The 26301-nt window shown below is 46.3% G+C and carries 22 protein-coding genes and 1 other annotated feature; of the genes, 1 reads left to right on the plus strand and 21 read right to left on the minus strand.

The features are described 5' to 3' along the window. Nucleotides 1-36: 36 nt before the first annotated feature. The 20 genes from hpt to QZV24_RS01315 form a co-directional block, all read right to left on the minus strand. Nucleotides 37-573, minus strand: coding sequence for a hypoxanthine phosphoribosyltransferase (gene hpt, locus QZV24_RS01220; RefSeq protein ID WP_294518935.1), 537 nt, complete (start codon nucleotides 571-573; stop codon nucleotides 37-39). Nucleotides 574-579: 6 nt separating this feature from the next. Next, the gene (gene tilS / locus QZV24_RS01225; protein ID WP_294518939.1) at nucleotides 580-1983 is read right to left on the minus strand and encodes a tRNA lysidine(34) synthetase TilS; all 1404 of its coding nucleotides are present in this window, start codon (nucleotides 1981-1983) and stop codon (nucleotides 580-582) included. Between the two features lie 129 nt (nucleotides 1984-2112). After that, a complete protein-coding gene (locus QZV24_RS01230; RefSeq protein ID WP_294518942.1) occupies nucleotides 2113-2610 on the minus strand; it encodes a S1 RNA-binding domain-containing protein in 498 nt (165 codons plus the stop codon). A 213-nt stretch (nucleotides 2611-2823) separates the two neighbouring features. After that, the gene (locus tag QZV24_RS01235; RefSeq protein ID WP_290655833.1) at nucleotides 2824-3129 is read right to left on the minus strand and encodes a septum formation initiator family protein; all 306 of its coding nucleotides are present in this window, start codon (nucleotides 3127-3129) and stop codon (nucleotides 2824-2826) included. Between the two features lie 50 nt (nucleotides 3130-3179). Further along, nucleotides 3180-4199, minus strand: a complete 1020-nt coding sequence (locus QZV24_RS01240; RefSeq protein WP_294518946.1) for a hypothetical protein — start codon at nucleotides 4197-4199, stop codon at nucleotides 3180-3182. Between the two features lie 190 nt (nucleotides 4200-4389). Beyond that, nucleotides 4390-5508 carry an MGDG synthase family glycosyltransferase gene (locus QZV24_RS01245; protein WP_294518949.1) on the minus strand — a complete coding sequence of 373 codons (1119 nt, stop codon included), beginning with the start codon at nucleotides 5506-5508 and terminating at the stop codon, nucleotides 4390-4392. Nucleotides 5509-5658: 150 nt separating this feature from the next. Continuing rightward, the gene (locus QZV24_RS01250) at nucleotides 5659-6414 is read right to left on the minus strand and encodes an SDR family NAD(P)-dependent oxidoreductase (RefSeq protein WP_294518952.1); all 756 of its coding nucleotides are present in this window, start codon (nucleotides 6412-6414) and stop codon (nucleotides 5659-5661) included. Between the two features lie 70 nt (nucleotides 6415-6484). Beyond that, the gene (locus QZV24_RS01255; RefSeq protein ID WP_290655840.1) at nucleotides 6485-6793 is read right to left on the minus strand and encodes an HU family DNA-binding protein; all 309 of its coding nucleotides are present in this window, start codon (nucleotides 6791-6793) and stop codon (nucleotides 6485-6487) included. A gap of 142 nt (nucleotides 6794-6935) precedes the next feature. After that, nucleotides 6936-8378, minus strand: coding sequence for a nucleoside triphosphate pyrophosphohydrolase (gene mazG, locus QZV24_RS01260; RefSeq protein ID WP_294518955.1), 1443 nt, complete (start codon nucleotides 8376-8378; stop codon nucleotides 6936-6938). A gap of 27 nt (nucleotides 8379-8405) precedes the next feature. Beyond that, nucleotides 8406-11684 carry a transcription-repair coupling factor gene (gene mfd, locus QZV24_RS01265; protein WP_294518958.1) on the minus strand — a complete coding sequence of 1093 codons (3279 nt, stop codon included), beginning with the start codon at nucleotides 11682-11684 and terminating at the stop codon, nucleotides 8406-8408. A 15-nt stretch (nucleotides 11685-11699) separates the two neighbouring features. Further along, entirely contained in the window at nucleotides 11700-12335 is a 636-nt protein-coding gene (locus QZV24_RS01270) for a response regulator transcription factor (protein ID WP_290655843.1), read from the minus strand. Then, complete coding sequence (locus QZV24_RS01275) at nucleotides 12304-13767, minus strand: HAMP domain-containing protein (RefSeq protein WP_294518963.1); 1464 nt, start codon at nucleotides 13765-13767, stop codon at nucleotides 12304-12306. Before QZV24_RS01275 ends, QZV24_RS01270 begins: the two co-directional genes overlap by 32 nt. A 5-nt stretch (nucleotides 13768-13772) precedes the next feature. Continuing rightward, nucleotides 13773-14723, minus strand: a complete 951-nt coding sequence (phnD, locus tag QZV24_RS01280; RefSeq protein ID WP_294518966.1) for a phosphate/phosphite/phosphonate ABC transporter substrate-binding protein — start codon at nucleotides 14721-14723, stop codon at nucleotides 13773-13775. A gap of 130 nt (nucleotides 14724-14853) precedes the next feature. Continuing rightward, nucleotides 14854-16242 (minus strand): MFS transporter, encoded by a 1389-nt coding sequence (locus QZV24_RS01285; RefSeq protein WP_294518969.1) that lies wholly within the window; start codon nucleotides 16240-16242, stop codon nucleotides 14854-14856. 302 nt (nucleotides 16243-16544) lie between these two features. Continuing rightward, nucleotides 16545-18152, minus strand: coding sequence for a CTP synthase (locus QZV24_RS01290; RefSeq protein WP_294518972.1), 1608 nt, complete (start codon nucleotides 18150-18152; stop codon nucleotides 16545-16547). A gap of 25 nt (nucleotides 18153-18177) precedes the next feature. Continuing rightward, nucleotides 18178-18549 (minus strand): DNA-directed RNA polymerase subunit delta, encoded by a 372-nt coding sequence (gene rpoE, locus QZV24_RS01295; protein WP_294518975.1) that lies wholly within the window; start codon nucleotides 18547-18549, stop codon nucleotides 18178-18180. Between the two features lie 43 nt (nucleotides 18550-18592). Further along, a complete protein-coding gene (gene argS / locus QZV24_RS01300) occupies nucleotides 18593-20254 on the minus strand; it encodes an arginine--tRNA ligase (protein ID WP_294518978.1) in 1662 nt (553 codons plus the stop codon). Nucleotides 20255-20309: 55 nt separating this feature from the next. Continuing rightward, complete coding sequence (locus QZV24_RS01305) at nucleotides 20310-20732, minus strand: DUF1934 domain-containing protein (RefSeq protein WP_294518981.1); 423 nt, start codon at nucleotides 20730-20732, stop codon at nucleotides 20310-20312. A 213-nt stretch (nucleotides 20733-20945) separates the two neighbouring features. Next, the gene (locus QZV24_RS01310) at nucleotides 20946-21404 is read right to left on the minus strand and encodes a chemotaxis protein CheX (RefSeq protein WP_294518983.1); all 459 of its coding nucleotides are present in this window, start codon (nucleotides 21402-21404) and stop codon (nucleotides 20946-20948) included. Between the two features lie 3 nt (nucleotides 21405-21407). Then, on the minus strand, nucleotides 21408-22271 hold the full coding sequence (locus QZV24_RS01315) for a response regulator (RefSeq protein WP_294518985.1): 864 nt from the start codon (nucleotides 22269-22271) through the stop codon (nucleotides 21408-21410). Between the two features lie 363 nt (nucleotides 22272-22634). Between QZV24_RS01315 and putP the strand changes: the two genes are divergently transcribed. Further along, nucleotides 22635-24062 carry a sodium/proline symporter PutP gene (gene putP, locus QZV24_RS01320; protein ID WP_294519001.1) on the plus strand — a complete coding sequence of 476 codons (1428 nt, stop codon included), beginning with the start codon at nucleotides 22635-22637 and terminating at the stop codon, nucleotides 24060-24062. A 269-nt stretch (nucleotides 24063-24331) separates the two neighbouring features. On the opposite strand, the gene QZV24_RS01325 is transcribed toward putP, so the two are convergent. Beyond that, nucleotides 24332-25996, minus strand: a complete 1665-nt coding sequence (locus QZV24_RS01325; RefSeq protein ID WP_294518988.1) for a 2-isopropylmalate synthase — start codon at nucleotides 25994-25996, stop codon at nucleotides 24332-24334. 57 nt (nucleotides 25997-26053) lie between these two features. Continuing rightward, nucleotides 26054-26301, minus strand: a binding site (T-box leader). This feature is flagged as partial in the annotation.

A 26301-nucleotide genomic window follows, 5' to 3' on the forward strand; every position in this document is an offset into this window, starting at 1 on the left:
ACCATCTTAATTACCTTCTTACAATCAGCCAAGCAATCACTCATAAATTGATCTTTTCAGAACACCGATAACTGGCAGATTGCGGTATTTTTCCGCATAATCCAGTCCGTAGCCCACCAGGAATTCGTCCGGCACTTCGAAACCGCAATAATCTATCGTAACCGGCACTTGACGGCGAGACTCCTTGGTCAGCAATGAACACAGCTTCACACTGGCTGGATTACGCTTTTTCAGAATATCAATCAGACAATTCATGGTAATGCCGGAATCAATAATATCCTCCACCAAAATTACATGCTTGCCTGCAATATCATTTTCCAAATCCTTCTTTATTTCCACCCGGCCACTGGTTTCCACTCCATCACCATAGCTGGATGCAATTATGAAATCAATGCGGGCCGGCAGCTTAACCTCACGGATCAAATCCGTAAAAAATACCACTGCGCCCTTCAGGATACCTACCAAAATAACCTCCTTGCCCGCATAGTCTCTGGTAATCTCCTGACCCAGCTCGGCCACACGCTTAGCCAAAGCCTTTTCATCAAACATTACACTTTCCAGATCATTTAACATATTATTCTACTCCTTTTCCCTGTACGAAAGAATCAGATACTGCTTCGTATTTTCATCAGCCAAAGCGGCCTCGGTTTGTCTTAGTCCGGCCACCCAGATTATCTCTCCGGTGACACTGCTGAGTACAATTGGTACACTGTCCCGACAATTCCGTTCTATCTTACTGTCTACAAAGAAATCCTTCAATTTCTTGTGCCCAGCCGACAGCCGCAGCCGGTCACCTGGTTTACGATAACGGACCACTACTGAAGAACCACTTTTGGCGGCATCACAGTAGATGTGATGCTTGGAAAATGGCTGTTCTTCCGTCAGGCTATCCACCAGTTTAGCAGTCATCTCCCCACCTGCTGGCAGAGCTATTTCCGAAAACGCTTCCAATTTTATTTCTGATTTTGTATCTTTTATTGTACCATTATTTTCCAAAAAATCACGGTGATTTTTTGATAAATATACTATACCATAGCTTAGCCATCCTTCACAGTGCCCCGGCAAATGAATTGCACTGCCGGTGACATCCGCCTCAATCAACTGGCGAAAAGCTTCAATATGGACAAAGGACAAATCTGAATCGATGAGTCCGGCCATATACTGGATGAGCCGCCGCTTTATGGCCAATGATTCCGCCATAAAGGAGCTGACCGAACAGGACACTGTACCATCCTTATTTACACTAACCAGCTGGTCCGCCCTTTGACGACACAGTTTTCCCAGCAGTTCATCCTCCGCCCGAGCCGTGTCCGCCAGCTGGCACAAGTTATTGGCAATATTTTTGTTGTATTCATTCTGCAATAATGGAAGCAGCTCCAACCGCAGCTTGTTGCGGGTGCAATCTGCTTCGTTGTTGGTTTCGTCCAGGCGTGGCGCCAACTTTTGCTCGTGGCAATAAGCTACCAGCTCGGCCTTAGCAAAGGGCAAAAACGGCCGGATAATGTTGTCCCGCTTGGGCATAATCCCGGCAAGGCCCTTGATACCGCTCCCCCGCAGCAAATGCATCAGCACTGTTTCCGCCTGATCATCGGCGTGATGGGCAGTGGCTATTACTGCATTATCATATCCGTTGGCCAGCTTTTGCAAAAAGGCATACCGCAGGCGACGGGCCCCGGTTTCCAATGATTCACCGGTAGTGTGGCAGATAGCGGGTATATCGGCGGACTCCATAACAAATGGTATGCCTCGCTGAACACAATACTCCTTGACGAACTCCGCATCAGCCTTAGAGGCATCCCCCCGAATACCATGTTCAAAATGAGCTGCCATCACATTGATGCGCAGTGTCGCCTGCAACCGATGCACCATATCCAACAATGCCAAAGAATCCGGCCCACCGGAACAGGCAACAATCACCTGGGCATCAGCTTTAGACAGATGGTTTTTCCGCCAATATTCAATTAAGCGTTTTTCCAAATTCATGGTACACCTCATCCATCGTTATACATGACCAATACCGCCAAACAGCTCTCCATCAGCCAGATTGTAAGTCTGGTGAAACAAAAAAGGGGATGTGGAAAAACTCGCATTTTTCACAGCCCCTTTTAACTTTTATCGCCTACGGCCGCCCCCGCGCCCACCGCGCTTTGAGTCAGTTTTCCGGCTCAAATCTGTAAGCCGTTCATCACTATCCTTCAAAAACTTGGACAGCTTATCCTCAAATGAGGTATTGCCGCTGTTATACCGGCTATTTCCCGCACTGCGCCGGAAATCTCCACCAGCATTGTTAAAGCCACCCTCTGGTCTGGCTGACCGATTTTCGAAGCTCTTCCGTTCGAAGTTCTTTGGCTCCTGCCCCGGTTCTTCCGGCTTCTTCTCCTGTGCTTTCTTTATGGAAAGACCAATCTTACCTTTTTCATCAACGGAAAGTATCTTGACCTTAACCTTGTCCTGCTCCTTTAGAAATTCCTTGACATCATTGACATAAACATCTGCCACCTCGGAAATATGAACAAGACCAACTTTACCCTCAGGCAGGTTCACAAAAGCACCGAAATTAGTAATGCCGGAAACCACACCCTCTACTATACTACCGACTTCCATGGACAAAATACTTCCTCCTTAAGTTAATACACTCATACAGGAGATATTATAACGCAGTTGTTCAAAATTTTCCATCAAAAAATGGAAAAATACTCCTATCAGTGTTTTCCCTATAGGGACTAGCCTTGCGTCGCAACGAGGCTTTATAGCTTTTGCCGAGCTATACTATTGTCAAAAACACTGTGTCAAGAAAAACCCTTACTTATTCCGCCCAATCTATTACTTTTTGGAATAAACATACGGGATTTCTCCCTGCTTGGTCATCCCCAGCTGCTCTCTAGCAAGTTTTTCCACATATTCCGGATCATCAAGCTGAGCCTTTTCATTCATCAGCTTCTCATTTTCTTCCTGCGCCGCCTTCAGCCTTTCCTCGGCCTTTATCCTGTCCTGGCTCAAATCCCGGTAGGTAATGGCCTGTTCTCCCAGCTTAAACGCGGCCAGCAGAAACAATATTATCATTATTATGGCAAACCAGTTGATTTGACGACGCTGGGGCTTCTCAAAGTTTGTTTTTACTACGCTCATCAGCGTCCTCCTTTCATCAATACTGGTCACAAATTTCACAAAAACGCCAATCAGTCCTCGCTCCACTGATAATAATCAGTAGTAGCTATCCGGCGGTAAATTGATGAGCAGGCATCACAGGCAAACCGGGCTACAGTATCACGCATATCAGCCCGTCCATTGACGATTTTCACTGCCTCCGGTTCCAGGAACTTCATATTGGCCCCACAGCGCGGACAAGCACATTTGCCATTTGCATCCATTTTCAGTTGCATAGGCTCCAAATCTCCAGTGCCGATTACCCGCTTCTTTTCCGGTGGCAAATCCATCTCATCCAAATCGAATACTTCGTACAGGCCGGAATTAAGCAGCTCCCGATAGAAGGTTTCACATCGGCGGCAAATATATCTGGCCTTTACATTCTCATAGTCCACCTTGCCATTGACAATTCGCACCTGACCGCCATCAGAAAATTCCAGCTCCTGTTCACAAACCGGGCATTTATACCGGCCGGAGCTGTTTTTTTGCAATGGAACAACCGGATTTACATCATTATTTTTAGGCAACGGAGATGCCGGAGTCTTTACCTCCTCCGGCTCCAGCCTGAACCGTTCATACATGCCGGAACTAAGCAATTCCTTGTAATACACCTTGCAATCGTGGCAAATATATCGGTTCTTTATGCTTTCATAATCCACCTTGCCATTTACCACCTGAATGGCACTGCCCTCAGCACATTCCAATATCTTGCCGCAACCCGGGCACTCAAAGCTGTTCCCTTTCCGGACAAGACTTACCACTGGGTGGTCTTCCTCAACAGCTGGTTCAGGGGCTTTTTCCTTCTGATTTAAAGCCTTAGCCTCCTGTTCCAGTTCTTCATCAAAATCAAAAATATCATAAAAACCGGAATGCAGCATTTCACGATAAAAATTTTTGCAGGTAAAACACACATACCGTGGCTTGATATTTTCATAATCAACCCGGCCATTTACAACCCGAACCTGTCCGCCATCCTTATATACCAAAGATCCCTTACATACAGGGCAAATCAAGGAGCCATCGGCCCCGCTTTCCAATTTTGTAACTGACAATTTGACCACCAAGCACTTTCTATATAATACTTCGCAGCTAAAATTTTTTATATTTTTGGTAAATAATATTATAACGCAGTTGTTCAGATTTTGCCACAGGCAAAATATACCTCTTAAGCGTTTCGCCGATGGTATAAGATATATCTCGGCATAACGCAGTTGTTCAGATTTTGCCACAGGCAAAATTATGTTATGCGTTCGCAATTATCGCTTCTGCAATTTGATCTGCCGCCATTGGTTTCCGGTATTTTTCGGCGTTATGCCGCATTTCATCCAGCTTGGCCGGATGCTCCAGCAAATCCCCAATAATCTTGGACAGGCTATCACCGGAATGCAGCCATATGGCCATCCCCCCTTGGTCCATAAACCGGGCATTATCCGTTTCCGGACCAGGTATCGGTTCATGCAGCACCATAGGCGTCCCCAATGACATAGCCTCAGTTAAGGTCAGCGCCCCTGGCTTGGTTATCAATATATCAGCCGCGGCCATCATATCAGCCACCTGATCTGTGTATCCAAATACAGTTACTTTGTGATGGGACTGGACCGCCAAGGCCTCCACCCGTTTTTTCAGTTCAGTATTTTTCCCGGCAATTATCAACAGCTGAATTTGCTTTTTTATCCGTTCCAGCTGATGCATCGCCATATCCATACCGCCCAAGCCCAGGCCACCGCCCATCATCATCACCACCGGTAGCCCCCGGTCAATATCCAACTTGGTCCGACAGGCACCAGCATCAAGGGTTTGGCTGAATTCTTCCCCCACCGGAATACCACTGACATGAATGATATCACCATTGATGCCGGCTTCCACCAACTGCTCCTTCATAAAATCGATGGCAACAAAATAATGATCAAGATTTGGACACACCCACATCTGATGCACAGAATAATCGGTAATAATGGCACAGGAGGTAAAATCCCGCCGCCGCCGCTCAGACAAGTGTGACACCGCATCAGCGGGGAAGGGATGAGTACAGATAATAATATCAGGCCGATACTTTTTTATCAGAACCTTCATGGAATGGACAATAACCGATGACATGGCCCATTTCACAAAACCGCCCTTCTTCTTGCCGGCTGTAAATTGATACATAAATTCATATAGATTTGGCACGAAATGCAGCATATTCAAATAACAGCATTTCATAAAGGCGTTTATAATGGAGGTTTTAACCGACATAAAATCAATGGTGTGAATTTCCGCTGTCGGGCATCGGTGCTGTATAGCCTCTGCTACCGCCGCCGCTGCTTTTTCATGGCCCGAGCCCACGGATGCCGTAACGATAAGATACCGTTTATTTTTCACGCCATTCACCTCCAAAATCTCTTTTTAGCCGTGTAATTTTATCACATTGTTTATCCTGTTGCAAATACCCGATAAAAACTTCATCAACAATCCCTATAGAGACTAACGCCTAATTCACAATTCCTCATTCCTAATTCCTAGCCCCAATCTCTAAGCCGTAATTCCGCCATCCACCGTCCAGATGGCCCCGGTTATAAAGCCAGCCTGATCTGAGGCCAAAAACTCCACGACCGCGGCGATTTCTTCCGGAGTACCGATTCTCCCCAACGGATAAACCGAAGCCATTTCCTTCAATGCAGCTGCCCGGTCCGGGTACTGCTTCAGCTGGTTTTCAGTTAAAGGAGTCAGTATATCACCGGGACAAACACTATTTATCCTGATATTATACGGAGCCAATTCCAGGGCCATCGCTTTGGTAAACAAATTAACAGCACCCTTGGAAGCACAATAGGCACTGCACAGCATATTTCCCTGTACCCCTGCATCAGAGGAAATATTTATCACGGAGCCGCTACCATGGCGTTTCATCTCGGTAATCGCCTGTTGGGTCATAAAGTAAGTACCCTTTATATTTACATTCATAATACGGTCAAAATCCGTCTCTGTCATATCCTCAACAGCCCGTTCCAGATAGACACCTGCCGAATTGACCAGCACATCCAGGGAACCGGTTAATTCCACCGCTTGATGTACAGCTTGACAGCAATTGTCAATTATCGCCACATCACCCTGAACATACAGACACCGCCCCTTACCGGTCATGGCAATTTCTTCTGCCGCCGCATTACCCCTAGCCATATCCCGGCCCATAATAACAACATTCCAGTCATTTTGGGCAAACCGTCTGGCAGAGGCCAAACCTATACCAGAGGTACCACCCGTTATCAACACAGTTTTTTCTTTCATAAGCGACCTCAAAACAAAAGGCTGTCTCTGGAAATCCAGTGACAGCCACATTGTATAAAATTAGAGTCAATTATTTTTTCTTACCTTTTTTTGCTGCCTTCTTGCTGGAGTTAACAGCATCTTTCAAAGCCTTACCAGCCTTGAATGCAGGGTTCTTGGAAGCTGCGATTTTGATTTCTTCACCAGTCTGAGGATTGCGGCCAGTGCGAGCAGCACGCTGCTTAACCTCAAAAGTACCAAAACCAATCATCTGAACCTTGTCGCCGGATACGAGAGCTTCCTGTACACTTGCGAACAAACCGTTTACAGCCTTCTCCGCATCTTTCTTGGTCAGACCAGCCTTTTCAGCAACCTTTGCAACCAACTGAGACTTATTCATCTAAAAATCCCCCTCTTAATAGGTTAAAATTTGTGAAATCCGCATAAAATCTGCGTTTTCATCACTTAATTGCCTACAATATACCATAAACACTGATATCTGTAAAGGTTATACCCAAAAAAAAAATATAATTTTTTGAATATTAGGACTTTTTGGACTCATTCCAGAACTCATCCAGCTCCGCCAAACTATATTCTGACCAATCTTTTCCCGATTGTTTTACCTTTTTTTCCACATACTGAAATCTGGTCTTAAATTTACGGTTACAGCTAATCAAGGCCAATTCCGAATCCACCTGCAAAAATCTGGCCAAATTAACGATGGAAAACAGCACATCACCCAGCTCTTCCTGAATATGTTCCTCATTTTCTTCCTGGCAGGCTTCCTTCAGCTCACTGAGTTCTTCCTGGATTTTCAGCCATACTGGTTCTATCTCATCCCAATCAAAGCCTACCTTGGCCGCCTTGTGCTGCAGCTTTTGGGCAGCCATGAGGGCTGGCAATCCCATAGGTATACCGTCCAGCACCGACTTTCTTTCCTTCTTTTCCTGCTTTTTGATAGACTCCCAGGCCAAAATCGCAGCTCCGGCATCTGAGGCCTGCACGTCCCCAAAAATATGCGGATGGCGACGCACCAATTTTTCCGTCGCGTCATCAATGACCTGCTGCATGGAAAAGTCGCCGGTTTCCTCAGCCATACGGGCATGGAAAACCACCTGCAGCAGCAAATCTCCTAACTCCTCACACAAAAGATGCCCATCTTCCAAATCAATAGCCTCCAGCACCTCATAGGTCTCCTCGATAAGATTGGTGCGAATGCTGGCATGGGTCTGGGCTATATCCCAAGGACATCCCCCCGGCGAGCGCAAAGTATGGACAATATCCTTTAACGGAGTGATATCAAAGGTTGGCTGACGCCTATAGGCCGGCACATACAAACTGGTAAGATAATCAATATCAGCCTGACGATCCAGCTCGTAAAGCTTTATTGTCCGAATACTTTCATCGGCCATCCCCAGCTTGTGAATGTACACCACCGGATAATCATCCGGAAACACCTCCATCAGGCTCAGTTTGGTATCTGAGGCAATGCGGTCGTTATATACCTGGGTAATGACCAGCCCAGTCGGCATATCCACCGGCAACTGATCAAAATCTTCGGCATCGATAATGGTCATACCATCGATTGGGTCAATCCCCAATTTACTATATAGTACCTCCACAAAGCTCATGCCCGGAATTATTTCCAGAGGAATATTGGCGGTTTTAGCATATTCCCGAAGCAATACCACTGTTTTTTCCGCCACCATTGGACTGCCAGGCACTGCATAAACCAAATTCTCTTTTTTAGCTTTTTTTACCAAATCCTTGGCAATGGCCTCATACAGTGCTTCAAAGCTTTCAGCTCCTTCATAAAAGCTGTCATAAGATGAAAAGCTGACTCCCCGCTCCTTGATAAATGGCACCGTTGGATGCTTTTCCGTGCGAAAATACAGATGCTCGGCCTTTTGCAGCTTCTCCCAGCTTTCCAGGGTAATCAGGCCAAAATCGCCGGGTCCCAGGCCAATAACCGTTATACTGCCCATTTATATACCTCCATATATCTGCACACATTACCTTCCGTTCATCATTTCCACGACATCCAACACAAATTCGTGCATAGTAGCTCGCGGAACAATACTCAAATCAATCAGCATAGCCTTGTGCTTATTGTCAAACTTCACCTTGTTGCCATATTTAGTGGACACTGCCAGCAGGTTTTCCACCGGACACTTCGGCTCTCCATCGAAATAAAATTCCAAATACTGCGTGCCTTCTGCTATACGCTTTACCCCAACCTCTCGGGCAACATTTCTTATTTTGGCCACTGTAAGTAGATTTTGGACTGGCGGAGGTGGGTCCCCAAACCGGTCAATCAACTCATCAAGCAGCCGTCCCAGGCTTTCATTGTTTCTGATTGCTGCTATACGCTGATATATCTCAATCTTATGCATAGCATCGCCCACATATTCATCACTGATGTAGGCCTCCACCTTGAATTCCACCACAGGGTCAGCCTTACGCTCCACCGGTTTACCGGTTTTCAGCTCCTGCACCGCATCGTCCAGCATCCGACAATACATTTCAAAGCCAACGCTGGCAATATGGCCGTGCTGCTGTGAGCCCAACAAATTGCCGGCTCCCCGGATTTCCAAATCCCGCATGGCAATTTTGAACCCAGCGCCCAACTCCGCAAATTCCTTGATAGCCTGCAACCGTTTTTCGGCCACTTCCGTCAGCACCTTATCCTGCTTATATAACAGATAAGCATACGCCAAATTACGGGAACGGCCCACCCGGCCCCGCATCTGGTACAGCTGGGCAAGGCCAAATTTATCCGCATCGTAAACCACAATAGTATTGGCGTTAGCCACATCCAGGCCATTCTCAATAATGGTGGTAGACAACAACACATCAAATTCATTTTCGTAAAATTCCACCATTACCCGCTCCAGCTGAGCCTCCGGCATCTGACCGTGTCCCACCCGAATTCTGGCCTCAGGTACCAGTTTTTCCAGACGGGATAGCATATAATAAATCGTTTCCACCCGGTTATAGACAAAATACACCTGGCCGCCTCGCTTTAGTTCCCGACGGATAGCATTGCGAATGATACTGTCGTTTTCCTCCACCACATAAGTCTGAACCGGCAGCCGCTCCCGGGGAGCAGTTTCGATAATGCTCATATCCCGAGCCCCCGCCAGAGACATATGCAGTGTTCGCGGAATAGGGGTAGCACTTAAAGTAAGCACATCTATCCCCGCCGCCAACCGTTTTATTTTTTCCTTTTGCGCCACGCCGAACCGCTGCTCTTCATCCACAATCAGCAGGCCCAGTTCCTTAAATCTTACCTTCTTGGCATTCAAAATTGCATGGGTACCAATTAAAATATCGGTACGCCCATCCTCTACCCTGGCCAGAATTTCCTTTTGTTCCTTCGGGCTACGGAACCGGTTTATTACCTCCACCGTTGGACCAAAATTATTAAACCGTTCCGCAAAGGTCTTATAATGCTGCTGCGCCAAAACAGTGGTTGGTACCAGTACAGCCACCTGCTTGCCGTCCATCACAGCCTTAAACGCAGCCCGCATAGCCACCTCAGTCTTGCCAAAACCAATATCGCCACACACTAATCGTTCCATGGGCTGCGGTCGTTCCATATCAGCCTTGATTTCCGCAATGGCGTTTAACTGATCCGGAGTTTCCTCATATGGAAAGGCATCCTCAAATTCACTCTGCCATACCGTATCAGCCGAATAAGCATAACCATCCGCCTGCTTTCTGGTAGCATACAGCTGAATAAGCTCCTTGGCAATATCCTTGACGGAGGACCGGACCTTGGACTTGGTCCTGCTCCAGCTGGAGCTGCCAATTTTATGCAGCCGTGGCACCTCGCCGTCCTTGCCGATGTATTTCTGCAGCAAGCTCACCTGGTCCGTCGGTACATACAGCCGGTCCTCCCCACCATACTGGATGTAGAGATAATCCCGCTTTATCCCATCGATTTCCTTGGTTTCTACACCACAATATTTACCGATACCATGCTGGACATGGACCACATAATCCCCCACATTGATTTCCCGGAAATGGGTTATCCGTTCTTCCTTGCTGGCTCGGACAAATTTCTTTTTCTGGCGGCCAAAAATATCCTTTTCGGTCACTACCACCAATTTATCATTGGGCAACTCGAATCCGTTGAGAAGGGTCCCCTTGATTATGGCAGCCGTCCCCGGCTTTAATTCAGTGGTACTTTCCCCTTCCGTGGAAGGCAGCCGGTGTCGGGCCATTATTTCCCGCAGAGAAGCAATTTTGGCCTTATCCCCCAGAGTCACCAGTACCCGGTTGCCATCCTTCAGCCAGTCCTCCATATCATTGACCAGCATATCAAACTGCCGTTGATAGGAGGCCATTCCCTGCACAGAAACGCCAATCATATGGTCAAGGGTTATGCCGTGGAGACTATGCAGCATCATAGCCATATACAGCACATTCCTGCTATTGATTTTTCCCAGAAAATCTTCCCAGGTGAACAGCCGGCTCTTAATATCCGGATTTTCCTTAATCAGCTTGATGATTTCCTCCCGAATTTTCAAGGGAGCATCCATAACCAGAGTTGTATCCTTGGGCAGAAATTCCGTAAACATGGACTTACGATGCTTGTCGTCAAACACATCAAAGGGCAGTATTTCTGCCTTATCCGACTTGCCAACAGAAGTCTGGCTGTCCACATCAAAGTATCTGATGGAGTCTACTTCATCATCAAAGAACTCAATACGGTACGGCTGATGACTGTTCACCGGGAAAATATCCACAATGCCACCCCGAACCCCAAATTCTCCCTGCACCTCCACCTGATCAGTGCGCTCATAACCCATTTTCACCAGATGTTCCAGCAGGTCCTCCCGCTCTATAACATCACCTATGACAAGCTTTAGACTCAATGCCTTAAACTGCTTGGGCGAAATCCCCTTTTGGGCTGCAGCCTGGGCCGTGGTAAGCAGAATGAGCTGCTCCCCCTTCAGCAATCTGCCCAGCAGTTCCATACGCTTGGAATTGCTGGCAATGCCCTTGGCCGCCACAGCAAAATCCACCATATCCAGCACCGGCATTTCTACAATATCAGCCTCCGGCAGCAGAGATGATAAATCCTCCCGCCACTTGGCCAATTCCTCCGTATCATATGTTATTATTACACTTGTTTTCGGATTTTTTTCATAACAAGCAGAAAAGGAGGCATGCTTTTGCGTACCGGATAAACCATACACAAAGGCCTGCCCCTTGTCCCTATTATAACAGGTGTTTATTTGCTGAATTGAACTGTCCTCCAACAGGACAGAAAACAAATTTTGCATTGTATCACCTTTAAATCAATTTAACAAATTATGCTTCAGAGCATAGTCTACCAGCTCCGACTTCTGGGTACAACCCAGCTTTTGCATAAGCCTGGTCTTATAAGTGGAAACGGTTTTTATGGAGATATACAGCTTTTCCGCTATAACCGACAAGGAATAGCCATGCACCAGCAAGGCCAGTACTTCCCGTTCCCGCTTGGACAGCTCCACCAGTTCCGGTGGCTCATTTATCAAACTGTCAATCAGCAGATATGCATCCTTGGCCCCCAAATACCGTCCGCCATCTGCCACAGTACGGATAGCCTGAAACAGCTCTGAGTCCAGGGAATCCTTGCACAGATAGCCATCTGCCCCCTGCAGCATCACTTCTTTTATGTACTGCTGTTCACTGTACATGGTCAGAATAAGCACCTTCACCGGATAATTTCGCAAGCGAATTTCCCGCAGGCACTCCATCCCCCCCATACCAGGCATAGACAAATCCATCAGCACCAAATCTATTTTTTCTGTAGCCAGTTTTTCCAAGGCTTCCTTACCATCGGAAGCCTCATCTACCACCTGAAAATCACTCTGGGAAGACAGCAGCATTTTCATCCCTGTACGCAATACTCGATGGTCATCAACTAACAGGATTCTCAAACTCTTGCCCATTCTTTATTTCCTCCCCTTCTTCTATTTCATATATCGGTAATTCAATAGTAATCTCAGTTCCCTTGTTAATGCCCGTTTTCAGCTCAAACCGTCCATCTAACAGCTTGGACCGTTCCTTCATACTCACCAGTCCCAAATGACGGTTCAGTCGGGCCTCTTCTGCCTCATCCTCACTAAAGCCCTTACCATTATCCCGAACACACATGGTCAGCATAACGCCATCAGATTCCACCTCTACATCAATCTGGCTCGGCTCAGCATGCTTTAAGCTGTTGGCCACCGCTTCCTGAATGGTGCGGTAACACATAAGGGAAATCGGTTTTGGCAGTTCGGAGAAATCGCCATGGTGCTTGAAGTTAATCTTCATATCCGGATTCATTTTCTTGATAGGATCCAAATATTTTTCAATGGCCACAATCAAGCCCAAATCATCCAAAAGCGGCGGGTGAAGATTTACGGCCAGTTGCCGTATCCCTCCCAGGGTAGCAGCGGTCAGCTCCCGAATCTCAAACAGCATTTCCCGTTGCTCATCTGTATCCAACCTATCATGTAATATTCGCAAATAGGTGAGTATCGACGCCATAGACTGGCTGCTTTCATCATGCAACTCCCGGGAAATGCGCTGTTGCTCATCCTCGCGGGCATTAAACAGCTGATTGATGAGCCATATTCTATCCTGCTCCTTCAGCCGCAATTCCTGCAGCAGATGGTTGTTTTCCTCCGTATTTTTCTTTATCTGCGTACTCATACTGTTAAAGGTTTCGGCCAACTTTCCCACCTCATCAGTGGAATATACCGGTACCCTTACACCATAATTACCCTTTTCCAACTGTTGTACACCATATACCAGTTTACTGATTGGTCGCAAAAAATTCCAGGCATATCGGGAGGCCATAAAAGCCGAAAAGGCACATAGCAGCAAAACAGCTACCCCCGTTTCCATACAGCGCTCCTGTAAAATACGATTCATCTTTTTTTCGGACATACCTACCCGAATATAGCCAATCATCCCATCGTCAATGGGCTCCATGATTTCCCGGATACGACCTTCACTGCTGGAAAACAGCATGGAATCAATATCCTTGCTCCCGTCATAAGTCCGAATTTCAGTCAGTCCTTCAGGCAGACTGTTGCCAAATGTCGACAACATCACTTCCCCGTTGGGATAGGTAACAATTATGTACCTCACTTGGTCATTAGTCTCCATGGTCTTAGACAAGCGCTCCCATACGGAAAACCGGTCATCAAAGAGAATATCATTTCCCACAGTTACTGACAATGATGATGCCAGCTCCTGTCCGGAGGCAATAAGCCCATTCTCCATATACTTGCTGATAGAAGTCAGCAGCATAAAACCCATAATCAGCCCGCAGAAGAAAATGGTGCCCACAATCAGTATATTAAATTTAAAATAAATACTTTCATTGTCCATTGGGCTTAATCCCCCGGCAAGCGTTCCCGCTGATTGTATTTTCGGCGCAGCTCATCATAAGCTGACGGAATCGGTGGCACAAACTGTTCAATCATAACTTGTGCCATATAAGGCTTCAGATGAGGTTCATTACTCATATTATAGAATATTTCCCGGATTTTCTCTTTGTCCGCCTCCGGCAAATCCTTCCGGACAACCACCGGGCCAGTCGGTACCGAGTCTGTTGAAGCAATCACCCGAATTTTCTTGGCAAGCTCCGGATTATTTCGCAAATCGTATTCATATACCTCACTGTCAATGCCAGCTACATCAGCCAGCTTATTAGCCACTGCCCACAAGGATTTATCGTGGTTGTAGGTATAGAAGCACCGCTGAAAAAATTGCTCCGGCGTAGTTTTGTATTCGTCCAGTAACTTGTAATCAATCGCCAAACGGCCAGAATAACTGATAGGGTCCGTAAAGGCCATCACCTTGCCCTGTAGCTGGGAAAAATCTGTAATATCACTATCAGCCGGTACAATAATATAAGCCTTATAATACACCGTACCGTAGGTCTGGGTCATGGTCAACACCTCAATAGGCTGTATCCCATGATAAGACGCATAGGCTCCTGTAGAAATAAATGCAATATCACAATCTCCCCCCGCCAACAGCATATTCAGCTCCTCATAGGTCTTTCGCTGTATGAGCACTGCCGGACGACCCATTTTTGCAGAGACATAGTTTACCATCTTCTGGTATGACTGCTGGGCCTCTCGAGGCGACAGTACCGACGCAAAGCCAATGCGCAGCGTCTGATTCTTGCCGTCAGTGGTATTGTTATTCTGTTTATCCGCTGTAGCCTGGGAGTGCATATTGGTAAAATCAATATAACCCTGCGTTGATTCGCAACCGCCGCATATGGTACAAAAACACAAAAAAATAAAGCCCAATAACAGCAGCCAATTTTTCTTCATAGACCCACCGCATTTCAATAAAATTACGCATATATAATACCACAAATCCCTTTTTCCTGCCACATTGCCCCATTAGAAAAAGGTGCCTGGAAAAATCCAGACACCTTTCTATATAGAGGGAACGGTTTAATTACTCGTCATTCTTTGCTTTAGCGTTCCATACCAAGATTGGCAACAGAGTTGCACCAAGTGCAGCGCATACCCAGAATGTAGGAGCAGCACCGAAGTTGTACTCCATCATCTTCTTGCCAGCCTGATCAAGCATCTGAACACCATTAGCATCCAATACCGGAGTAACAGTCATCAGTTTACCGGTTACAAACTCCTGAGTACTTGCACCAACATAGCTCAATGCACCAATCATACCCATTGCAGCACCAGTAACCCGCTTAGGAACGATATCAACGGCCATCAGACCACCCATGTAGCATACCAGAGCACCCATGGTGAAACCGTAGAAGGTCATGCATACCAAGTCAGTAGCGAAATTCTGTGGAGCCCATACAAAGCCTGCGATAGAAGCAGTGTAAAGGATACCATAGATCAGTGCAGGAATGTTTCTTCTGGAATCGAAGAAACGGTCAGAAATCCAGCCGCACATCATAGCACCGAAGATACCGGCAACCTGCATGTAAGCCATAACACCGGCAGCACCCATCATATCATACCCCTTAACGGTGGACAGATATACAGGGCCCCAGGACTCTACTGCGTAACGGGCAATGTATACGCACAGGGAAGCCAAACCAAGAACCCAAACAGCTGGGTTCTTAACAACTTCATTCCACTGCATGGAACCTACGGACTGATTCTTCATGGCGTCAACCTCTTCCTGGGTTTTCTCACCATAGTAAACAGCACCGTTAGGCAAGCCCTGAGTCTCAGGACGGTCACTCATACCAAGATAAATAAATACTGAACCAACGAGGGCAACAATACCAGCCATCAGGAAGCCTGCCTGCCAGCTATAAGCAGTTACTACTGCCGCAATAGCAAAATATGCAAAAGCAGAACCAAGGTTGTGGCTTGTAAACCATACACCATAGAGGGTAGCAAACTCTTTCTTGGAGAACCACTGGTTCAGGGATACGATGGAAGGACCTGCACCATAGGACTGGAACCAGCCGTTAATACCCCAAAGAACTGCCAATGGAACAAAGGAATTTACCAAACCCATGCAGGTCATGGTAATGGACGAAATGAACAAACCAAACGCGAAGAAACGCTTGTTGTTCATCCGGTCGGACAAGAAGCTGTTGGTAAACTTACCAACACCGTAAGTAATAAAGAAAATAGTACCAATAATACCAATCTGCTCTGGGGTAACTACACCAGAATTAAGCATAGGCTTTTTGATTACGGAATATCCCTGACGGATGATGTAATAAAAAGCATATCCAATAGTAATGGATGCAAACACCCGCCAACGAATACTGTTGAACTTTTTCTTGACCTCTTCAGGTGTGCCAGTTACAGGCATATCCTGACCAGTGCCAAAAATTTTCATAAGAAAATTCATGTTTCGTTTCACTCCTTAAAGTAAATTATGAACATACATTATGTGGCGCCAGCTCCCCTGCACCCCTCTAATACAGACCAACCGAGCCTTATACCACGACATTCGTATCGCCTCTTATATTATGGCACAAGGGAATTTTAAATAAAATAGGAATTAGTCTGATTTTATGTAGGAAAAATTCCTACTTTTCAGATTAAAACAATTATATTCGATACAAAATTTGTGTCAAAAACTATATAGTGTCATAGAAAAAGGCTCATGCCCGGGCATAACCCGGTCATAAGCCTTTGTATTTTTTCTTATTATTTTACTTCCAAAGCGGCAGTTACAAAATCCCGGAATAATGGATGTGGATTATTTGGTCTGGATTTAAGCTCCGGATGGAACTGGGATGCCACAAACCAAGGATGATCAGGAACCTCTACAATCTCCACCAGGCTGTCATCAGGCAAAGTACCGGCCAGAACCAGACCAGCATCGGTCAATTCCTTGCGATATTTGTTGTTAAACTCATACCGATGACGATGACGCTCGCTGACTTCCAGAGTACCATAAGCCGCTGCAGTCTTAGTCCCTTCCTTAATCTTGCACGGATATGCTCCAAGACGCATAGTACCGCCCTTTTCTTCAACATCTACCTGAGATTCCATCAAGTCGATAACCGGGTTGCTGGTTTCAGTACAGAACTCAGAGCTATGGGCATCAGCCAAGCCACAAACATTGCGGGCAAATTCAATAACAGCACACTGCATACCAAGGCACAGACCCAGGAATGGCAGTTTGTTCTCTCTGGCATAGCGGATGGCCATAATCTTGCCTTCCACGCCCCGATCACCGAAGCCACCTGGTACCAAAATACCCTTACAGCCGGCAAATACATCATCCAGCTCATTGTAATTGTTCTTTTCCAGTTCCTCGGCATTCACCCAGTGGATTTTAACCTCAGCTTCATTGTCAATTCCGGCATGATGCAGGGCTTCAGTCACGGAAATATATGCATCCGGCAGCTCAACATACTTGCCGACTACCGCAATCTTCACCCGCTTCTTCGGGTGCTTGATCTTATAAACCATTTGCTCCCAGCTGTCCATATTAACCGGAACATAGTCCATATTCAGCTTTTCCATGGCAATGCGGTCAAGACCCTCGGCCTGCATCATCAAAGGCACTTCATAAATAGTGGAGGCAGTGCGATTTTCAATTACAGCTTCCTTGTCCACATCACAGAACATAGCCAGCTTGGCCTTCATCTCATCAGTCAGTGGCTTTTCCGAACGGCATACCAAAATATCCGGCTGAATACCTATGCTGCGGAGTTCCTTTACGCTATGCTGAGTCGGCTTGGTCTTTAACTCGCCGGCTGCAGAAATATATGGAACCAAAGTCACATGAATGTAAAGTACATCATTTTTGCCAACTTCTTTTTTCACCTGACGGATAGCTTCCATAAATGGCAAGGACTCGATGTCACCAACCGTACCGCCGATTTCGGTGATAACCACATCAGCACCGCTTTCCGTAGCTACATCATAGACCCGCTGCTTGATTTCATTAGTGATATGAGGAATAACCTGGATAGTCTTGCCAAGGTAGTCGCCCCGGCGTTCCTTGTTGATTACATTCCAATATACCTTGCCGGCAGTTATGTTGGAGCCTTGGGTAAGATTTATATCAATAAACCGCTCATAATGACCCAAATCCAAATCAGTCTCCGCACCATCATCAGTGACAAACACCTCGCCGTGCTGATACGGACTCATGGTACCCGGATCAATATTGATATACGGGTCAAACTTCTGGATGGTAATATTGTAACCACGGTTTTTCAAAAGGCGCCCCAGGGAAGCCGCAGTAATGCCTTTACCAAGCGAAGATACAACACCGCCAGTGACAAAAATATACTTTGCCATAATTTTATCCTCCTATACACAAAAATCAATTATTTTCCTGAATGCTTTCAAACTTATGGGTATCGTTGGCCTTTTTCTTTTCCAGGGCCGCCTCACGGGATACAGACCGGGCGCCACGGGAGGCTTTCTTCTCCACCGGATACCACTCAGTAAGCCCCCACTTACCATCGTTTCTGTAAGTAAATCTGCCGTCCATATTTATCTGGGTATAAATCTCGGAAATAGCCTCCGGCAAGGACTGCACCGGCTTCTTTTTCCGCTTGATAACCTCCATAATAAGGTCCTTGTAATACATCGGCTCATAGGCGGAGGAGTCCACCACATTGCCCAAATCTGCATTATGCTCTGCCAAAATATAAGCAGCAACTTCCACATCGGTACTCTTTAAATAATCCACTTAAAACGCCTCCGTAAAATTTATATTTCTATATTTATCAATATTACATCTTTTCTGGTGCTGATACCCCTAAAATCCCCAAGGCATGCTTGATGGTATGGGCTGTAACAGTTACCAGAGCCAGGCGGGCCTCCGCCAGCTTTTCATCAACTCCCAAAATACGGCACTGATTATAAAAGCTGTGGAACTTGCTGGCCAAATCGTAAGCATAACGGGCAATACGCTGTGGAGCATATTCTGCCGCTGCCCGTTCAATTTCTTCCTCGTATTCCTGCAATTTATTGATAATGTCAATTTCCGTCTCATCGGTCAAAAGAGTCAAATCAACATTATCTCCCACCTTCAGGCCAGTTTCCTCAGCCTGACGGAAAATACTGCAAATACGGGCATGAGCGTACTGAATATAATAAACCGGATTTTCATTGGTCTTTGATTTGGCCAAATCCAAATCAAAATCCAACTGGCTGTCCATGGACCGCATAATAAAGAAGTAACGGGCCGCATCAGTCCCTACTTCCTCAATCAGCTCGGCCAAGGTTACCGTCTGGCCGGTACGCTTGCTGAGCTTCACCAGCTCGCCGCCCCGCAGCAGGCGAACCATCTGCAGCAGCAACACATCCAGATTATCGGCATTAAAGCCCAGGGCACTCATGGCCGCCTTTACCCGGCAAATGTAGCCGTGATGATCAGCACCCCAAATGTTAATCAATTTACCGAAGCCCCGCTCAAACTTATCCTTATGATAGGCAATATCAGCAGCCAGGTAGGTAGGCACTCCGTTGTCCCGGATTACAACCCGGTCCTTGTCATCCCCATATTCAGTGGACTTCAGCCACAGAGCACCGTCTTCTTCATAGATCTTACCATTGGCCTTTAACACCTCAACTGCTGCTTTGACCTTATCCGGATGCAGAGTGCGTTCACTGTACCACACATCAAAGGTACAGTTAAAGGCTTCCAAATCCTCTTTGAGAGCCGCCAGCTTTTCTTTTAATGCCAGCTCCTTAAATATGCCCAGGCGTTCTTCCTCAGACATATTCAAGTACTTTTCCCCATCCTTTTTAATAATCCGTCGAGCAGTATCAATAATATCCGCACCATGATAGCCGTTTTCCGGGAAGGTATCTTCCGTAGCCTTACCAAGCAGCTCCAGATAACGGTGGTTTACCGACAAGGCCAGATTGTTAATCTGATTGCCGGCATCATTGATATAGTACTCACTGGTAACCGGATAGCCGGCTGCCCGCATAACATTCACTAAAGCACTGCCTGCGGCGGCTCCTCGACCATGTCCTACATGAAGTGGACCGGTAGGATTGGCACTGACATATTCAACCTGTACCGGTGCCATATCCTTCTTCGGCAGCTGGCCAAAGCCCTGCCCCCGCTTCATGATAGCCGCCAGGCCATCATACAAAACATTGGACTTCAAAAAGAAATTTATAAAGCCAGGACCAGCTATCTCAATCCGCTCCAACCAATCACCGGAAATCCGGCTGGTTACTTCCTCGGCAATCTTCCGGGGATTCATTCGAAATGCCTTGGCAGACTGCATGGCAAAATTGGTGGCAAAATCACCCAATTCCTTCTTGGGCGGAACCTCCAAAATAATATTCGGTAAATCGGCCTCTGGGAAAACTCCTTCCGAAATAGCCGCCTTCGCCGCATTTTCAATAGCCGCCAAAAGTGTATCCTTAATATCCAAAACCATAGCCTCCCTGTATACTTAATTAAGAATGTTGAATTCTTAATTCCTAATTCTACTCTGCTTTGGTGATTTTTATGCTAAGCTCATATTCACCCACAAAATCACCATTTACCGCCATATCGTAGCACAAATCCACCTTGCCGGCAGCCTCTCCCATATCAATTACCAGCTTTTTGGTATTGATTTCCAGCTCCATCATACTATAGGGAGTACGATAGGCTGTGCGGGTGGTTTTCCCCAAGGAAAATGTCATCTCAGTATCCACTGCCCCCCGGCGAAAAATATTAAAATCCCGGCCATCAGTTTTTAAGGTAGTGCGTATCACATTATCCTCGTCCATACTGCTGTCATCATATTTAATGTAGTGTTTGTCGTTACGAAAATAATACTGGCCCTCGGCTCCATGGAGAACCTTTTCCTTGTTGCCGTCCAGTCCCTTTTGGTGACCGGTAGTAGTAACAAAAACCTTTATCATATCGCCTTTCTTCACCCATTATTCCAGGGCTGAAAACACCTCTATAAAAACAAAACATATATTCGGTTCTGCATTTCTACAAAACTATTCCTATTATACTGAAAATCAAATTTATTGCCAACATTTTTTTAATAAAATATATACCATAAATGGCTGTGGAAATTCTTCATCTCCACAGCCACCTTCTGACTACTCTTTTTAATTTGTTACTTGTTACTGTACAGCCACATCGATTTCTACCGTATGGCCACCTACATCCATCATAATGGTTAGGTACTGTTCATTGCTTATCTTAATCTGAAAATCCGCTCCCACAGTCAAGCTTGGCGTGGAAATATCCACCTCCAGGCCCAAAGCCGTAAGGTTGGTAGCAGCATTTGCAGTAAGCATATTGGACATTTCCGAAATCGCACTCTGAGCCATTTCATCGAAGGATTCTACCGGCATGCCCATCATCATTGTGGACGCAATATACTTCGCCGTTTCTTCACTCATATTATATACAACGCTGCCTCTGATTTCCTTGGTAAAACCTACTATAACGGCTACACCAAGACTTGTTGCACTCTTCTCCTTGACACTCATGCCAGTTCGAGTCGGAGTAGCAAAGCCCATCTGAGGAAGAACGGTAGTAAAAGCGTCTATGAAAGGATTGACCAATTTTACATCCATAAATTATACTCCCCTCGCAAAACCAACATTCATAAACACATCACCATACTGAGTCTTTGCCTTAATGTTAAAGGCGATAAGGTCAGGATTAGACAATACAATATCTGAACCGATAATGGTCCCTGGTGGTGTTACGCGCATTTCCCTATCTTTAAATATATCATTTACCTTGGAAACACCCCGACCGGAGATAATATTCCCAGCTTCCTCGATTGCCGCCTCGGCCTCTTCCGAAGATAGCTCATCATCAGGACTCATTCCCAGCATAGCCTTGGACAGGCCATACATGGTATCAGAATTCATATAAAGAGCCACACGGCCTCTTGGCTCACCAACTATACCCACTACAAAAGCCACGCCATCCACCTGGACAACGGTCTGATCATTTTTGGCAATATCAATCTCACTCTGTACGCCAAACACCTGCATAAGTGTCTGCTGAAGAACCTTGGCAAAAGTAGTGACATAGGACTCCCGATAAGTAGCCACCGTGCCTACATTATCCTTGCACATAATCATCAAAGTATCAATAAGCTCGTTGGTACTAACCGGCTTCTGCAAAAACGCACTAATCCCCGCCATACGCCCCCGCATAATCAGCTTGGCGTCTTTCATGGCACTGATCATGACAATTTTGGCCTTTGGATCAATAGCATGAATACGGCTGGTACACTCGATACCATCCTCATCCGGCAGGTTCATATCCATTGTAACAACATCTGGCTTAGTTTTAGCGTAAAGAGCAACCGCTTGAGCAGAATTCTCAGCCATTGCACATATTTCAAAATTAGTCTTGGCAAGCATAGAACTAACCATCATACGGCTTATCCTGGAATCATCAACCACCATAACCTTGACTTTTTCCACAAACAATCACCTGCATTTCTTCGCATATTATCTATCATTGTTAAATATTCGACACAAACGCCAAAATCCTTTTATTTGGTAAAAAAATCCCACACTTTTTATTCAAGTATACAGAAAAAATTTTATCAATTCAAGAAAAGGATTTTAGGAATTCTACGAAACTTAATTATTACTTCGACAACAAATTTAAAATTCCTTTATTGCGGTCATAAATTTAAGCCAAGAAACAAATCCTATCCCCCAAAAGATATTTGCCAAAACTATTACTTTCTTAGTATAATTAGTATTGTATTTTTTATATAGGAGGAATAATCATTGGATAATATTTTAATAATTACTGCCTTCGTCCTCTACCTGGGGCTAATGATGTTCATCGGCCTGTACTATTATCGGAAGACCAACGATATGGACGACTACATCATCGGCAATCGAAAGCTGGGAGCCTGGGTCACTTCCCTCAGCGCGGAAGCCTCTGATATGAGTGGCTGGATGCTGATGGGCCTGCCTGGAGCCGCCTATCTGGCCGGACTGAACGCCGGCTGGATTGCTTTGGGGCTGGCCCTGGGCACATATGCCAACTGGAAATTCATTGCAGCCCGGCTGCGGAAATTTACGGAAATCGCCAACAATTCCCTGACATTGCCGGACTTTTTCCAGAACCGCTACCATGATAACAGCAATGTGCTTCGCATTGCCCCGGCCATATTTATTATTATTTTCTTCGTTATTTACACCGCTTCCGGTTTTGTCAGCGGTGGCAAGCTGTTCAGCACGCTATTTGGCTTGGACTATTCCACCGCCGTATTGCTGGGAGCGTTTGTCGTGGTATTCTACACCTTGACCGGTGGTTTTATGGCAGTGTGCTGGACGGACTTCATCCAAGGTGTGATGATGTTCTTTGCCATTATTATGGTACCGTCCGTAGCGGTATACGCTCTGGGGGGAGTGTCCAACACTGCCACGGCAGTCAGTATCATCAACCCGACCTTCTTCAATCCGTTTTTGGGACCAGATGGGTCCACCATCTCCATGATTGAATTCGTTTCCCTGATGGGCTGGGGCCTGGGGTATTTTGGTCAGCCCCATATTTTGGTCCGCTTTATGGCCATCAAATCATCCAGTGAACTGAGCCGGGCCATGCACATCGCCATGGTTTGGGTGGCCGTTTCCCTGTCCGCCGCCGTCGCAGTTGGTATTGTGGGAAGCGTATTCCTCACTGAACCCCTGGTTGGTCCAAAGGTAGAAACAGTATTTCTGGTAATGACCGAACAGCTCTTTAGTCCATTCGTTGGGGGATTAGTACTTTCCGCCGTATTGGCCGCCATAATGAGTACTGCTTCGGCTCAGCTGCTGGTAGCCGCTTCCGCTTTTTCCCAAGACTTCTACCGGTCTGTTATCCGTAAATCCGCCAGCCAAAATGAACTTATTTGGGTAAGTCGGGCAGCGGTACTGGCCATCTCTGCTATGGCCATCAGCATCGCCATGAATCCAAACAGCTTCATCCTTGATATGGTGGCTTACGCCTGGGCCGGCTTTGGTGCAGCTTTTGGTCCGGCTCTCATCATGTCCCTGTTCTGGCGCCGGGCAACCCGCAACGGTATACTGGCCGGTATCATCGTCGGGGGACTGACCGTACTCATATGGAAGCAGCTGGCCCTCTTTGGCCTGTATGAAATCATTCCGGGCTTTGCCTTCTCTTTGCTGGCAATTTACATTGTTAGCCGTCTGGACAAGGAACCAACCAAGGAAATCACTGATATGTTTGATTCTGTCCAGGATTCAAATATCTAAAAATATGCGAAAAGAGCTGTTTTTACAGCTCTTTTAATTTTTTTGAAAATTTTTCTCATTTAGGTATTGAAAATCATTTTCGTTTATGTTATATTATATTCAAGCTTTGAGAAAAGCGCAGGAAACTAGCAAGAAATAACTTGGATATAATGTTATCTAGGCAGGCATAATGTTCAGGTTATTGCTGAATAGTTCCAAACTCTCCTAAATATAATACACACACTAAAAAAGGATTCGTTGCTCATGCGAATCCTTTTTTAGTGTTATTTTTATGCCTTCATGCGGTTAATGGCACTAAAGAGGGCCAATACCGATGCTGTGATAATATCCGTATCCATACCGGCACCCCATGTAATCTTCCCATCGGTGCCCTTTATGCCAATGTAGGCCATAGCCCGAGAAGTAGAACCAATTTCCAAAGCATGCTCACTGTATATCAAATCAGTATATTTTATATCTGTATTGGCTTGAATGGCGTTACTTACAGCATCCAAGCGACCATTACCCTTGGCTTCAAAGGTGGTAGGCTTGCCATCGATTTCCAAATCGATAACCCCGGAGCGACTGCCATCCACATCCTTCTTCAGCATAAAATCAACCAGCTTATATGGGCTCTCCACATTCACATAATTGTCATGGAAAATCTGATAAATCTCATCCGGCATCAGTTCCTTGTGCTTGTGGTCGGACACATTCTTGACGCAATAACCAAAATCCTCCCGCATTTTCTTTGGCATGGTAATACCGTATTTCTGTTCCATAATAAAGGCTACGCCACCCTTGCCGGACTGGCTGTTGATGCGGATAACATCGCCGTCGTACTCCCGGCCCACATCATGAGGGTCAATCGGCAGATACGGGGTAGTCCAATGATCCGGATCCTGCTCATCCCGCCACTTCATTCCCTTGGCAATAGCATCCTGATGGGAACCGGAGAAAGCAGCAAACACCAAAGCTCCGGCGTACGGCTGACGCGGTGGCACCTGCATCCGGGTAACCTTTTCATACAAATCAACCAGCTTTGGCATATCGGTGAAATCCAGCTCCGGATCCACCCCCAACACAAACATATTCATGGCCAGGGTCACAATATCCACATTACCGGTCCGCTCACCGTTGCCAAATAGGGTCCCTTCCACCCGGTCAGCTCCGGCCAGAAGCCCCAGCTCCGTATCAGCTACCCCACACCCCCGGTCATTATGTGGATGCAAGGACAACTCCACTGCATCACGATATTTGAGGTTCTGAGAAATATAGGCTACCTGCATAGCATAGACATGCGGCATAGACATCTCCACCGTTACCGGGATATTGATAATGGCCTTATGATCCGGTGTCGGCTGCCATACATCCAGCACGGCGTTGCATACCTCCAGCGCATATTCCGGCTCAGTACCGGTAAAGCTCTCCGGCGAATATTCAAAGCGATAATTGGCCCCGGCCGCTTCGGTCAGCTCCTTTAACAGCTTGGCGCCATCCACGGCAATCTGCTTGATTTCTTCCTTGGACATTCTGAACACTTGCTGACGCTGCGCCACCGAGGTGGAATTATATACATGGACAATGGCGTTTTTTACCCCCTCCAACGCCTCAAAGGTCTTTTTGATAATATGTTCCCGGGCCTGGGTCAACACCTGCACCGTAACATCGTCCGGAATAAGATTATCCTCCACCAGTCGGCGCAGGAAAGTGTACTCCGTTTCAGAAGCAGCCGGAAAGCCCACCTCGATTTCCTTAAAGCCTACCTCCACCAGCATTTTGAAAAACTCTATTTTTTCATCCAGACTCATGGGGATAATCAACGCCTGATTACCATCCCGCAGGTCAACCGAGCACCACTTCGGCGCCTTGTCCGGATGCTCCTTGTACATCCAGCTCATATCCGGTTTTGGTGGCATATAGTAGCCCTTGGTGTATTTAGTGTAGTTTTTCATCGCGTGTCTCCCCTTCTATGTAAAATGTAAATACTAAACAAAAAAGCCTTTCATCTCCAAAGAGACGAAAGGCTGCCTTTCGTGGTACCACTCAATTTCGTGCCGAAGCACGCACTCACCGGGATATTTATCCCTCCTGCTTTAACGGTCAGCACCGGCTCCACCTACTATTACGGATGTACACCTGTCCATAAATTCAGCTGGCTGCTCCAAGACCAGTTCACAAGGGCTTATCCACTGCCTCGCACCACCCGGCAGCTCTCTGGGGAACGCCCCCCTGCTACTACTTCTTATCCACGCATTTA

The sequence above is a fragment of the uncultured Anaerovibrio sp. genome, assembly GCA_902786545.1.
Lineage (GTDB): Bacteria > Bacillota > Negativicutes > Selenomonadales > Selenomonadaceae > Anaerovibrio.

What these genes read in the sequence shown, in the direction of transcription:
- hpt (WP_294518935.1), bottom strand. Translation starts at nt 573, where the DNA reads ATGTTAAATGATCTGGAAAGTGTAATGTTTGATGAAAAGGCTTTGGCT.
- tilS (WP_294518939.1), bottom strand. Translation starts at nt 1,983, where the DNA reads ATGAATTTGGAAAAACGCTTAATTGAATATTGGCGGAAAAACCATCTG.
- QZV24_RS01235 (WP_290655833.1), bottom strand. Translation starts at nt 3,129, where the DNA reads ATGAGCGTAGTAAAAACAAACTTTGAGAAGCCCCAGCGTCGTCAAATC.
- QZV24_RS01250 (WP_294518952.1), bottom strand. Translation starts at nt 6,414, where the DNA reads ATGAAAGAAAAAACTGTGTTGATAACGGGTGGTACCTCTGGTATAGGT.
- QZV24_RS01255 (WP_290655840.1), bottom strand. Translation starts at nt 6,793, where the DNA reads ATGAATAAGTCTCAGTTGGTTGCAAAGGTTGCTGAAAAGGCTGGTCTG.
- mazG (WP_294518955.1), bottom strand. Translation starts at nt 8,378, where the DNA reads ATGGGCAGTATAACGGTTATTGGCCTGGGACCCGGCGATTTTGGCCTG.
- mfd (WP_294518958.1), bottom strand. Translation starts at nt 11,684, where the DNA reads ATGCAAAATTTGTTTTCTGTCCTGTTGGAGGACAGTTCAATTCAGCAA.
- QZV24_RS01270 (WP_290655843.1), bottom strand. Translation starts at nt 12,335, where the DNA reads ATGGGCAAGAGTTTGAGAATCCTGTTAGTTGATGACCATCGAGTATTG.
- QZV24_RS01275 (WP_294518963.1), bottom strand. Translation starts at nt 13,767, where the DNA reads ATGGACAATGAAAGTATTTATTTTAAATTTAATATACTGATTGTGGGC.
- phnD (WP_294518966.1), bottom strand. Translation starts at nt 14,723, where the DNA reads ATGAAGAAAAATTGGCTGCTGTTATTGGGCTTTATTTTTTTGTGTTTT.
- QZV24_RS01285 (WP_294518969.1), bottom strand. Translation starts at nt 16,242, where the DNA reads ATGAATTTTCTTATGAAAATTTTTGGCACTGGTCAGGATATGCCTGTA.
- QZV24_RS01290 (WP_294518972.1), bottom strand. Translation starts at nt 18,152, where the DNA reads ATGGCAAAGTATATTTTTGTCACTGGCGGTGTTGTATCTTCGCTTGGT.
- QZV24_RS01305 (WP_294518981.1), bottom strand. Translation starts at nt 20,732, where the DNA reads ATGATAAAGGTTTTTGTTACTACTACCGGTCACCAAAAGGGACTGGAC.
- QZV24_RS01310 (WP_294518983.1), bottom strand. Translation starts at nt 21,404, where the DNA reads ATGGATGTAAAATTGGTCAATCCTTTCATAGACGCTTTTACTACCGTT.
- putP (WP_294519001.1), top strand. Translation starts at nt 22,635, where the DNA reads ATGATGTTCATCGGCCTGTACTATTATCGGAAGACCAACGATATGGAC.
- QZV24_RS01325 (WP_294518988.1), bottom strand. Translation starts at nt 25,996, where the DNA reads ATGAAAAACTACACTAAATACACCAAGGGCTACTATATGCCACCAAAA.